The sequence below is a fragment of the Geodermatophilus sp. CPCC 205506 genome, assembly GCF_051383635.1.
Taxonomy (GTDB): Bacteria; Actinomycetota; Actinomycetes; order Mycobacteriales; family Geodermatophilaceae; genus Geodermatophilus.
The window spans coordinates 1-11056 of record NZ_JALPKP010000091.1 but is presented as its reverse complement, the minus strand read 5'-3'; the positions used below and the strand labels follow the sequence as shown (position 1 = coordinate 11056).

Below are 11056 nucleotides of genomic sequence, written 5' to 3'. Positions count from 1 at the left end.
GCAACCGCCCGCCCAGCAGCGGCCGCTCACCCAACCAGCCGACCAGCACCTCCTCGATGCCGGCCTGCTCCACCGCCGTCGCTGCCACGAACCGAACACACGTTCGACCTACGACAGATCAGGTGCGTCAGACTTCGGGCAGGGTCAGAAGTCGACCGCTCCCCAAAGGCGTCTGGGTGAGCAGATCGCAGAAACCGTCCCGGCAGGTGGCTGTGGACGAGAGCGACACATCGCGTGTCGGTGTCGAGGTTCGCAGCACTGGCCAGGATCCCGGAACGGACCCACTGGCGGCGGCTCGCCCGGCATCGCGCCGGCGTGGGGGCTGCCGACAACACCCTGCGGCCGCACCAGGCCCCCGACGACAGGACGCCGGGGCAACGAACCCCACCGGCACGGGGACCCAGTGACCACGGGCCCGACCGTCCCGTTGAGGTTCCCTCACATACACGGCCTGTGATCCGGCGGGGGTATCGGAATCGCCTCGGAACACAGCACCACGAGACCCTCGGGCGGCCCGAAGCCCGCGCCGATCCGACGTCGGGCACTCAGTGCCTGGTCTCGTACCTGGTCAGGACCACGCCGTCGGGAAACGTCCGGGTCTCCACCAGGGTCAGGTTCACCCAGTTGTCCAGGGCCGTGAAGAACGGCGTGCCGCTGCCCACCAGGACCGGCGCGGTGGCCAGCACGTACTCGTCGATCAGCCCGGCCCGCATCGCCGCTGCGGCGAGTGTGGCGCCGCCGATGTCCATGGGGCCGTCATCCTCGGCCTTGAGCCGGGTGATCTCGGTGACCGCGTCGCCGGTGACCAGGCGGGTGTTCCAGTCGACCGTGCTGACCGTGGAGGAGAACACCACCTTCGGCATGTCCTGCCAGCGGCGGGCGAACTCGATCTCCGCCGGTGTGGCGCCGGGCTGCTCGGCGGCGGTCGGCCAGTGGGAACTCATCGTCTCCCACAGCTTGCGCCCATACAGCGCCAGGTCGGTCGCCCCCACCCGGTCGGACCACCACTGGAACAGTTCGTCGCTCGGCACGCTCCAGCCGAGGTCGTCGCCGGGCGCGGCGATGTAGCCGTCCAGGGACAGGTTCATGCCAAAGGTCAGTTTCCGCATGGCGTCACCTCCCGTGAGTCGGTATTCGGCGTACAGACCAGCACGGCGAGGAGAAATCATTGGTCAGGCCACAGGTCGTGCGGCAGTGACGGGCACGCCCACCACCGCGTACAGAGGAGCCGCATCACCGGTTTCCGCCACCTCCAGCCGACGATCAGTCACCCGGCCGGGTCGAGCAGCTGCCGGTAGATGCGGGCGAGGTCGGGCAGCTGGTGGTGGGCGTTGAGCCCGCTCGGGTTGGGGACGACCCAGGTCACCGCTCCCCCGACCCGCTCGTCCTGCGGCCCGACCGCCGCCCGCGGGCGGCCGAACGCCTGCCGCCAGGCCGTGACCCCCAGCACCGCCAGGACCCGCGGCCGGTACCGCGCCACCAGGTCGGCCAGCGCGGCGGCACCGGCCCGCAGCTCGTCGGGGGTCAGCTCCGCGGCGGTCCGGGTGGGCCGGTCGACGAGGTTGGTCACGCCGAGCCCGTGGGCCAGCAGCTCGCGGTCCTCCTCCGGCGCCAGCCGCCGCGGGGTGAGCCCGGCCAGGTGCAGCGCCGGCCAGAACCGGTTGCCGGGCCGGGCGAAGTGGTGCCCGCGGGCGGCGGAGGTGAGCGAGGGGTTGATGCCGCAGAACAGCACGTCCAGCCCGGGCGCGATCACGTCCGGCAGGGGCTTGCCCGGCACCCGGCGAGGGTAGCGGCGGTGTGCCGACGGCGGAGCACCCGCTCCAGGCCGGCGGCCGGCCCACCCCCACGTCCCTGCAGAACCATGCCGCCCTGGAGAACCATGCCGCCGACCGCCGTCACGACCACCCGCGACCTGACCTACGCCACGCCCGGCGGCGAGCCGCTGCAGCTCGACCTGTACGTGCCGCGGACCCCCGAGCCCGCGCCGGTCTGCGTCTACCTGCACGGCGGCGGCTGGCTGCGGGGCAGCCGCGCCGACCGGGCGGCCGAGCGGCTGGTCCCGGTCGCGGCCGCCGGGGTGGCGGTCGCCGCGGTGCAGTACCGCCTCAGCGGCCGGGCGACCTTCCCCGCGCCGCTCGACGACGTCCGCGCCGCCGTCCGCTGGCTGCGCGCCGAGGGTGCCGGGCACGGCGTCGACCCGGCGCGCATCGGGGCCTGGGGGGCCTCGGCCGGCGGGCACCTCGCCGCGCTGGCCGCGCTCTGCCCCGACGCGCGCGACGGCGAGCTGGGCGACAGCTCGGTGCAGGCCGCGGCCCTGTTCTTCCCGGTCACCGACCTGCTCGCCCGCGCCACCGACGTGCCCGAGGGACCGCTGCCGCCGTTCATCAGCGGGCCGCCCCTCGTCCCGTCGTTCGAGGCGCGGCTGCTCGGCCTCCAGGACACCGCCGACGACCCCGGTCGCGCCCGCGAGGCCAGCCCGCTGACCCACGTGCACGCGGGGGCCCCGCCGTTCCTCGTGCTGCACGGCGACGCCGACGGGCTGGTGCCCTCGACGCACAGCCGGCGGCTGGTCGAGGCGCTGCGGGCGGCCGGGGTGGCGACGTCGTTCCACCTGCTCGGCGGGGCCAACCACGAGGACCCGGCCTTCGAGACGCCCGCCACCCTCGGCGCGGTCAGCGGCTTCCTCGGGGACGCCCTGGCCGGGTAGCCGCGCCGGACGCGACAGGGGACGCCGGCCCGCGGGCCGACGTCCCCTGTCCGGTGGAGCGGTCAGTCGGTGAAGGCGTCGTCCCCGATCCGGACGACCTCACCGGGGTGGTCCAGCATGAGGAGACCCGCGACGCTCCACGCCGAGGCGTACAGCTCGCCGTCCGACCGCACCAGGCCGGTGGGCATGGTGACCTGGGCGTAGGTGCGGCCGTCCTCGTCGATCCGCACGACCTGGCCCACCGCGGCCGGGTCGAAGTCCGCCGGCGGCGGCCCCTCACCCTCGGGGGCGCCCTCGAGCAGCTCGGACACGTAGACCGTGCCGTGCCGGTCGACCTCGACGCCCGCGGCCCCGTGCAGGTCCTCGATCACGTCCACGACCTCGCCCCAGGGGGTCAGGACGAACACCCGCGAGGCGCCGGGAACCTCGGCACCCAGCGTGCTCACGTAGATGAGCCCGTCCGGGCCCTCCACGACGCCGGTGGGCACCGGGTCGCAGCCGGTCGTGCCGGGGTTGTTCTCCGCGCCCTCGCAGCCGGGGACGTCGTCGACCACCGGCGGCACGAAGAACTCGCTGATCTCACCGTCGTGCCGGTCGATCGCCAGGACGGTGTTCGCGCCGGCGTCGGCGACCAGGAGGCGGTCGTCCTGCGCCAGCACCGAGAACGGGTTGGACAGCGAGTCCACCGGCGCCCCGTCGACGAACTGCACCTGGCCGTCGGGGTTGTTCTCGAGCTCGTAGGCGAGCGTGTCCACCCTGTGCAGGATGTCGCCGTCGGTGTCGGCCACGATCAGGCCGGGACCGCCCTCGCCCACCTCCGGCGGCTCGGCCGGGAGTGCGACGCCCTCCTCCGGCGGCCCGGCCTCGCCGACCGCGATGTAGATGAGGCCGTCCCGGTAGGCGACTCCCTGCGGGTTCACCAGGCCGTCGACCAGGGTCTCGACCTCCCCGGTCCACGGGTCGACCGACGACACCTCCCCGGAGTCGGACTCGGCGACGATCAGCGCGCCGTCCTCGTACTGGTTGAGCTGGCGCGGCCCGGACAGGCCGGTCGCCACGGTGGCGATGCCCCCGTCGCCCGGGTGTTCCTCCCCGGCCGCCTGCGCGACGGCGGCGGGCGCGGTGACCAGTGCGAACGCCGTGACCCCCACGGCGGTCCTGCGCATCGTCCTCATGTGACTCCCTTCACAGGCACGGTGGCCGACGCGCACGCTAGGCGTCGGCCACGAGCCGCCGGAACCGTCGGCACCGGAGGAATCCGCAGGTCGGGCGCGCGGCGTCGCAGGCCGTAGTCGGCCGGATCGCGGCAGTCGGCCCAACGGGGCTTCCCGGGGAGCCCACCGAGGCGGCAGGGTCCGACGATGACCGTCGAGGAACGACTCTCCGAACTGGGCATCGAGCTGCCCGAGCCCTCGAGCCCGCGCGCCAACTACGCGCCCGCCGTCCGCGCCGGCGACCTGCTGTACCTCTCCGGCCTGGGCCCGGTGCGCCCCGACGGCACCATGCTCACCGGCAAGGTGGGCGAGGGCGGGCTGGACCCGGGGACCGGGCGGGAGGCGGCGCGACTGGTCGGCCTGCAGCTGCTCGCCCGGCTGCGCGCCGAGCTCGGCGACCTGGACCGGGTCCGCCAGGTGGTGAAGCTGTTCGGGATGGTCAACTGCGCGCCCGGGTTCACGCACATCCCCGCCGTCGTCGACGGCTGCTCCGACCTGCTCACCGACGTCCTGGGCGACGCCGGGCGCGGCGCCCGGTCGGCGGTGGGCATGGCCGAGCTCCCCTTCGGCATCGCGGTGGAGATCGACGCCGTCGTTCTCGTCCGGTGACATTCCCGTGACGCCCGCCATGGTGTGTTGCCCGCCTTCGCACACCCGACGTCGGCAGGTGGGGCATGGCCTGGGCTCGCGCACACGTGACGCTGGTTGTGGCCGCCACGACCTTGGTGACCTTCGTAGTCGTCGCCGTGCTGGTCACGCTGTTCCTGCCGTCCACTGCCGACCGCACGGTGGCACTCGCGGCGCTCGCCCTCTCCCTCCTCCTGGGCGGCCTGGCCACGGTCCTCTACATCCGACACAAGGACAGTGATCGGCCGCCGCACGCGGTCAACGCCACCAACTTGGCGATCGCCGTCCTGGGCGGGGCGGTGGTCGGCGTCCTGCTCTTCGGCTTCCAGCTCGCCTTGGAGGTCAGCGACGAGCAGCGCGACTTCCGGTTGCAGATGGCCACCGAGCACGACCTCACCGGCTTCAGCCCGCCACGCGACGGCGACGGTGACCCGATCGAGGGCCCGTACAGCCTCCAGGGCATCCACCTGCGGGGAAAGGTCCTCGCACTCGCCCTGTTGAACGACGTCGACCTGTCAGCCAGCAACCTGCAGTTCGCCCACCTGGGGAGCGCATCCCTGGTACGGGCGGACCTGCGCGGAGCGCGGATGCGGGTCGCCTACCTCTACTACGCCGACCTCAGGTGCGCCTGCTTGGCCGACGCGACGCTGCCCGACGCCGACCTGCGCAACGCCGACCTGCGAGGCGCCGATCTCCGGGGCGCGGACCTCACGCGTGCCGATCTGCGTGGTGCGCTCATGGACGACGACACCCGCATGGACGGCGCGCGAACAGAGGACGCATGCACCGAGCCGGACGACACGTCCTGCGGCGGCGAGGCCCGGCGGAGCCAGGCCGACACTGCCGACGGCAGCATCTCCGGCCGCCCGGAGCCGGAGCCGCGGGGGTGTCAGCCCATCAGCTGAGCGGGGGCCGCTCCGGGTGGTTGGCTGCGGGCATGGACGACGCCGCGCTGCGCCAGCTCGTCGAGTCCCTGCCCGCGGACGTCGTCGTCACCGACCCCGCGCGCACCGAGAAGTACCGGCACGACTGGACCCGCGCCACGGCGGCCGGCCGGCCGGCCGCCGTCGTCCGCGCCGGGACGGCCGCGCACGTGCAGACGGCGCTGCGCTGGGCGACCGCGCACCGGGTGCCGGTCGTGCCGCGCGGCGCGGGGACCGGCCTGGCCGGCGGTGCCACGGCGGTCGACGGCTGCCTGGTGGTGAGCACCGAGCGGATGACCGCCGTCGAGATCGACCCGGTCACGCGGACGGCGGTCGCCGAGCCCGGCGCCCTCAACGTCGCGGTCAAGGACGCCGCCGCGGCGCACGGGCTCTGGTACCCGCCGGACCCGGGGTCGTTCCGGATCTCCTCCATCGGCGGGAACGTCGCCACCGACGCCGGCGGCATCTGCTGCGTGAAGTACGGCGTCACCAGCGACTACGTGATGGGGCTGGACGTCGTCCTCCCCGACGGGCGGCTGGTCACCCTCGGCGGCCGGACGGTCAAGGACGTCGCCGGGCTCCCGCTGCTGCGCCTGTTCGTGGGGAGCGAGGGCACCCTCGGCGTCGTCACCCGGGCGGTGCTGCGGCTGGTGCCCGCGCAGCAGCCGGCCGCCACCCTCGTCGCCTGGTTCGACACCCCGCAGGACGCCGGGCGGGCCGTCATCGCCATCGGCGCCCGGGTGCGCCCGTCGATGCTGGAGCTGCTCGACCGGGCCGCGGTGAACGCCGTCGAGGACTTCCGCCCGATGGGGCTGGACCGGACGGCCGGCGCGCTGCTCATCGCGCAGTCCGACGCCCCGGGCCCGGCCCGCGCCGCCGACCTGGAGTTCATGACCGGCTGCTGCCGCGACGCCGGGGCCCGCGACGTGCTCGCCACCGACGACCCGGCGGAGGGTGAGGCGTTCCTCGAGGCGCGCCGGGCGACCGGCCCGGCGCTCGACGCCCGCGGCCCGCTGCTGCCGGAGGACGTCTGCGTGCCGGTCGACCGGCTGCCCGGCGTCCTCGAGCGGATCCAGGCGATCGCCGCCGAGCACGACGTCGAGATCCCCGTCTTCGCCCACGCCGGCGACGGGAACCTGCACCCGGCGATCCGCTACGAGGCCGGCGACGCGGACTCCCGGCGGCGGGCCGACGCGGCGTTCACCGCCATCCTCCGCGCCGCGATCGCGGCCGGCGGCACCGTCACCGGCGAGCACGGCGTCGGTCGCGCCAAGCGGCACGTCCTCGCCGAGCAGCTGGGTGCCGACGTCCTGGACCTGACCCGGCGGGTCCGCGCGGCGGTCGACCCGCTCGGGATCATGAACCCGGGTGTGCTGGAGGAGACGCCGGTCTCAGAATGAGACGGCGCGCCGCCGCAGGTCACCTACCGTGCTGCGGAGACGACCCACGTACGGACCTGGAGGCGGCGCAGTGGAGCTCGGCATCGGCATCAACCTCGGCTTCGGGAAGCTCGACCCGGAGCTCACCGACCAGGAGATGTACGCCGGCGAGGTCGACCTCGCCGTCCGGGCCGAGGCGCTCGGGTACGACAGCGTCTGGGCCGTGGAGCACCACTTCGAGGACTACTCGCTGTGCCCCGACAACCTGCTCGTGCTGGCGCACGTCGCCGGGCGCACCCGGCAGATCAAGCTGGGCACGGGCGCGGTGATCGTGCCCTGGAACGACCCGGTGCGGGTGGCCGAGAAGGCACTGATGCTCGACACGCTCTCCGGCGGGCGACTGCTGCTCGGCCTGGGGCGCGGGCTCTCCCGCCGCGAGTACGTGCCCTTCCGGATCCCGCTGGACGAGACCCGCGACCGCTTCGACGAGGCCGCCCCGATGATCTTCGAGGCGCTGGAGACCGGCGTCATCGAGGGCGACGGGCCCTTCTACCCCCAGCCGCGCGCCGAGCTGCGCCCCCGGCCCCGGGCCACCTTCCGCGGCCGCCGGTACGTCGTCGCCGGATCGCCGGACTCGCTGGTGATGGCGGCCAAGCTGGAGGCCCAGATGATGTCGTTCATCGTCCGGCCGGTGCCCGCGCTCATGCCCAACTTCACCCGCTACCGGGAGCTGTTCGAGGCCGAGCACGGCCGGGTCGCCCCGCCCATCTCGCTCAACGTGAACATGTACTGCCACGAGGACGACGAGCTGGCCCGCGAGCGCCACTTCCGGTACGTCAACCGCTTCTTCATGTCCAACGTGGACCACTACGAGATGGCCGGCGAGCACTTCGCGACCACCAAGGGCCACGAGCGCTACGCCGAGAGCGCGGCGTACTTCCGCGAGATCGGCCTGGAGAAGGCCGCCACCGACTACGCCGCGACCGCGCTGTGGGGCAACCCGGAGCGCATCCTCGGCCAGATCGAGGCGATCCGCGACGTCCTCGGCGACTACGAGCTGGTGGTGGCGCCCTGCTTCGGCGGCATGCCCTACGACGAGGCCCGCGCCAGCCTGGAGCTGTTCTCCCGCGAGGTCATGCCGAAGGCCCGCGGCCTGCGCGGCGCGCCGGTCCGCCTGGCCGCGTGACGACAGCCTCGGGAGCATCGCAGTGAGGAACGAGCGAGGAGCCGACCGAGGCGCGGAGTCACGCCATCGAACCGGGGCCGCGTGACGACGGCGTCCTCCTCCGCCGCGGGCCCGCGGGTGCCGCGGACCCCCGCGGAGTGGGACGCCGTCCGCGCCGCCAAGGCCGACGTGCTGGCGCGCGACCCGTTCACCGTCGACCCGGCCGCCGTCCCCGGGGTGCGCCCGGAGATCGTGCGCTCCTGGCGGCGCTCGCTGCTGGCCGGCGTCGACCCGGAGGACACCCGCTTCCCGGTCGACGAGGAGTCCACACCGGGCACCCGGCTGGCCGCGGTCGCCCAGCCGATCATGGACCGGCTGCGCGACCAGATCTCCGACCTGGGCTCGTGGGGCTTCCTCACCGACCGCGCCTGCCGGCTGCTCACCACCGTCGTCGGCGACGAGCCGCCGCCGGGGCGGCTGCTGGAGATGCACCTGCCGCCGGGCACCTGCTTCGCCGAGGACGTCATCGGCACCAACGGCCTGGGCTGCGCGCACGAGGAGCAGCGGCCCTTCCTCGTCTCGGGCACCGAGCACCTGCGCACCGACAGCGAGGGCCTCACGACGACCGGCGTGGTCATCCGCGACCCCGCGACCCGGCGCTACGTCGGCACCCTGGGCGTGCACTCGCGCCGGGAGCACGCCTCGGCCGCCGTCCTGCCGCTGGTCGTGGAGCTCGGCCGGTCGATCGAGGGCCAGCTGCTGGCCAGCCGCAGCGACGGCGAGCGGGAGTTCTTCGAGGCCTACTCCCGGGTGTCCCGCCGGTCGCGGGCCGCGGTGGTGGGGGTGACCTCGCAGCTGTGCGTGGTCAGCACCCGCGCCCGCGAGCTGGTGCACGAGGCCGACGAGGAGCTGCTCCGCCGGATCGCGGAGGAGACCGGCCGGGCCGGCCGCACCCTGCGCCGGCGGCTCGGCTCGGGCGTCGCGGTGACGATCACGGTGACCCCGGTCGAGCAGCCGCGCGGCGAGTACGCCGCCGTCCTCGTCCTCGAGCCGGTCGACCCGGGGCGCACCGACCTCCCGCCGCAGCGGCCCCCGGCGGACATCGGCGCGCTGCTGGCCCGGGCGCTGGCGGCCGGCACCCCCGCGCTGCTCACCGGCGAGCGCGGCACCGGCAAGCGGCACACCGCCCGCGCCGCCCTGCGCGCCGCCGGCGAGCCGGTGGAGCTGGAGTGCGCCCTGGCCCGGCTCGATCCGGAGCCGTGGCTGCGCACGCTGGCCGCCGCCCTGCAGGACCGGCCCGCCCCGGTGCTGCTCGGCTCCCTCCCCGATCTCCCCGCCGCGCTGGTCCGCCCGGTCGCCGACCTGCTGGCCGGTGCCCGCGGCCCGGTGGCGGGCACCGCCGCCGGCGACCCCGGCGACGTGCCCGCGCTGCTGCGGGAGAGCTTCCCGGTGGTGCTGACCGTGCTCCCCCTGCGCGAACGCCGTGGCGAGGTGCCGGCGCTGTGCCGCGACCTGCTCGCCGACCTCGCGGAGCGCGACGGCGGACCGGTCACGCTGTCCGCCCGGGCCGAGGCGGCGCTGGCCGCCGGCGACTGGCCGGGCAACGTCCGCCAGCTGCTGCAGGTGCTGTCCACCGCGCGGCTGCGCGCCACCGGGCCGGAGATCGGGCCGGAGGACCTCCCCGCCCACCACCGCGGCGGGCCCGCCGGCCGGCCGCTGGGCGAGATGGAGCGGCTGGAGCGCCAGGCGCTGCTGGCGGCGCTGCGCGAGACCGGCGGCGACCGGGCGGCGGTGGCGCAGCGGCTGGGCATCTCGCGCGCCACCGTCTACCGCAAGCTCAAGCGCTACCAGTTCACCTGATGCCACCCACCTGGAGGAGATGCGTGTCCCGCACCGTGGAGTTCCCCGGCACGACGGCCGTGGTGACCGGAGGCGCCTCCGGCATCGGGAAGGGCCTGGCCCGGGCCTTCCTCGACGCCGGGTGCTCGGTCGTGATCGCCGACGTCGACGAGGCCGCGCTGGCCGCGACCGCGCGGGAGCTGGGCGTGCTCGGCGTCCGCACCGACGTCACCGACCCCGACAGCGTCGCCGCCCTGGCCGACCGAGCCGTGGCCGAGTTCGGCGAGGTGCACGTCGTCTGCAACAACGCCGGCGTCGGCCCGTTCGGACCGGTGGCGCGGCTGGGTCTCGACGACTGGCGGTGGGTGCTCGACGTCAACCTCTACGGGGTCGTGCACGGCATCCAGGCGTTCCTGCCGGTGCTGGAGCGCAACGCCGACTGGGGCCACATCGTCAACACCTCCTCGATGTCGGTGCTGGTGACGCCGCCGAACGTCGCCCCCTACGTCGCCAGCAAGGCCGCCGTGCTCGGCATCAGCGAGGTGCTGGCCGCCGAGCTGGCCGAGGCCGGCTCGCGGGTCGGCGTCACCGCCCTGCTGCCGGGCGCGGTGCACAGCAACATCAAGGCCAGCCTCCGGACCCGGCCGGCGACGGGGCCCTCCGGCCTCTACGACGTCGACCTCGCCGAGGCCGGCCGGCTGCGGTTCATCGAGCCGGAGGAGGTCGGGACGCGGGTCGTCGACGCCGTGCGCGCCGGCGAGCTCTACGTGGTCACCCACGGGGAGTTCCGGGACCGGGCCGCCGAGCGCAGCGCCCGCATCGACGCCGCGTTCCCCCCGGTGCCGGTCGCGGCGGGAGACTGAGCGCGGCCAGCAGGAGCGCACCCCACGGAGGACCGGCATGCGGGAGGACGTCGACGCGGCGTTCCGCCGGTTCGCCCTCGACGAGCGGAGCGCGCTGCTGGCCTCCGCCCTGCGGCTGACCGGTGACCCCGACGGCGCCGAGGAGGCCGTCCAGGTCGCCCTGACCCGGACCCGGCTGCGCTGGGGGCGGGGCGATCCGCGCGCGACCGCCGCCGACGCCGTGGCGGACGCGGCCGGCCGGGGGCAGCTGATCGAGGCCGCGGACGCCCCGCCGCCGGTGCCGTGGCGCGAGCCCCGCTGGCGCCGGGACGCCGACGAGGCGGTGGCCGACGCGCTGCG

Annotated in this window: 11 protein-coding genes; 8 read left to right on the top strand and 3 right to left on the bottom strand. The window is 75.1% G+C overall.

The annotated features are described in order from the left end of the window. Positions 1 to 545: 545 nt before the first annotated feature. Both MY520_RS27345 and mug read right to left on the bottom strand, forming a co-directional pair. Positions 546 to 1109, bottom strand: a complete 564-nt coding sequence (locus tag MY520_RS27345; protein WP_436695851.1) for a dihydrofolate reductase family protein — start codon at positions 1107 to 1109, stop codon at positions 546 to 548. 158 nt (positions 1110 to 1267) lie between these two features. Then, the gene (mug, locus tag MY520_RS27340; RefSeq protein ID WP_436695850.1) at positions 1268 to 1777 is read right to left on the bottom strand and encodes a G/U mismatch-specific DNA glycosylase; all 510 of its coding nucleotides are present in this window, start codon (positions 1775 to 1777) and stop codon (positions 1268 to 1270) included. Positions 1778 to 1879: 102 nt separating this feature from the next. Here mug and MY520_RS27335 point away from each other — a divergent pair, with 102 nt between their 5' ends. Continuing rightward, complete coding sequence (locus MY520_RS27335) at positions 1880 to 2707, top strand: alpha/beta hydrolase fold domain-containing protein (protein WP_436695849.1); 828 nt, start codon at positions 1880 to 1882, stop codon at positions 2705 to 2707. Positions 2708 to 2769: 62 nt separating this feature from the next. Here the strand turns inward: MY520_RS27335 and MY520_RS27330 are convergent, their stop codons facing one another. Beyond that, positions 2770 to 3873, bottom strand: coding sequence for a ScyD/ScyE family protein (locus MY520_RS27330; protein WP_436695848.1), 1104 nt, complete (start codon positions 3871 to 3873; stop codon positions 2770 to 2772). A gap of 195 nt (positions 3874 to 4068) precedes the next feature. On the opposite strand from MY520_RS27330, the gene MY520_RS27325 reads away from it, so the two are divergent. The 7 genes from MY520_RS27325 to MY520_RS27295 all read left to right on the top strand — a co-directional run. Beyond that, complete coding sequence (locus MY520_RS27325) at positions 4069 to 4530, top strand: RidA family protein (RefSeq protein ID WP_436695847.1); 462 nt, start codon at positions 4069 to 4071, stop codon at positions 4528 to 4530. 116 nt (positions 4531 to 4646) lie between these two features. Next, positions 4647 to 5453, top strand: coding sequence for a pentapeptide repeat-containing protein (locus MY520_RS27320; protein WP_436695846.1), 807 nt, complete (start codon positions 4647 to 4649; stop codon positions 5451 to 5453). Positions 5454 to 5485: 32 nt separating this feature from the next. After that, positions 5486 to 6871 carry an FAD-binding oxidoreductase gene (locus MY520_RS27315; RefSeq protein WP_436695845.1) on the top strand — a complete coding sequence of 462 codons (1386 nt, stop codon included), beginning with the start codon at positions 5486 to 5488 and terminating at the stop codon, positions 6869 to 6871. Between the two features lie 70 nt (positions 6872 to 6941). Next, positions 6942 to 8036, top strand: a complete 1095-nt coding sequence (locus MY520_RS27310; protein WP_436695844.1) for an LLM class flavin-dependent oxidoreductase — start codon at positions 6942 to 6944, stop codon at positions 8034 to 8036. A gap of 81 nt (positions 8037 to 8117) precedes the next feature. Further along, complete coding sequence (locus MY520_RS27305; protein ID WP_436695843.1) at positions 8118 to 9875, top strand: sigma-54-dependent Fis family transcriptional regulator; 1758 nt, start codon at positions 8118 to 8120, stop codon at positions 9873 to 9875. Between the two features lie 23 nt (positions 9876 to 9898). Continuing rightward, positions 9899 to 10717, top strand: a complete 819-nt coding sequence (locus MY520_RS27300; protein ID WP_436695842.1) for an SDR family NAD(P)-dependent oxidoreductase — start codon at positions 9899 to 9901, stop codon at positions 10715 to 10717. Positions 10718 to 10754: 37 nt separating this feature from the next. Beyond that, positions 10755 to 11056, top strand: a 302-nt coding sequence (locus tag MY520_RS27295; RefSeq protein ID WP_436695841.1) for a hypothetical protein, incomplete at its 3' end; no start/stop codon positions are given.

What these genes read in the sequence shown, in the direction of transcription:
- MY520_RS27335 (WP_436695849.1), top strand. Translation starts at nt 1,880, where the DNA reads ATGCCGCCGACCGCCGTCACGACCACCCGCGACCTGACCTACGCCACG.
- MY520_RS27325 (WP_436695847.1), top strand. Translation starts at nt 4,069, where the DNA reads ATGACCGTCGAGGAACGACTCTCCGAACTGGGCATCGAGCTGCCCGAG.
- MY520_RS27330 (WP_436695848.1), bottom strand. Translation starts at nt 3,873, where the DNA reads ATGCGCAGGACCGCCGTGGGGGTCACGGCGTTCGCACTGGTCACCGCG.
- MY520_RS27315 (WP_436695845.1), top strand. Translation starts at nt 5,486, where the DNA reads ATGGACGACGCCGCGCTGCGCCAGCTCGTCGAGTCCCTGCCCGCGGAC.
- MY520_RS27345 (WP_436695851.1), bottom strand. Translation starts at nt 1,109, where the DNA reads ATGCGGAAACTGACCTTTGGCATGAACCTGTCCCTGGACGGCTACATC.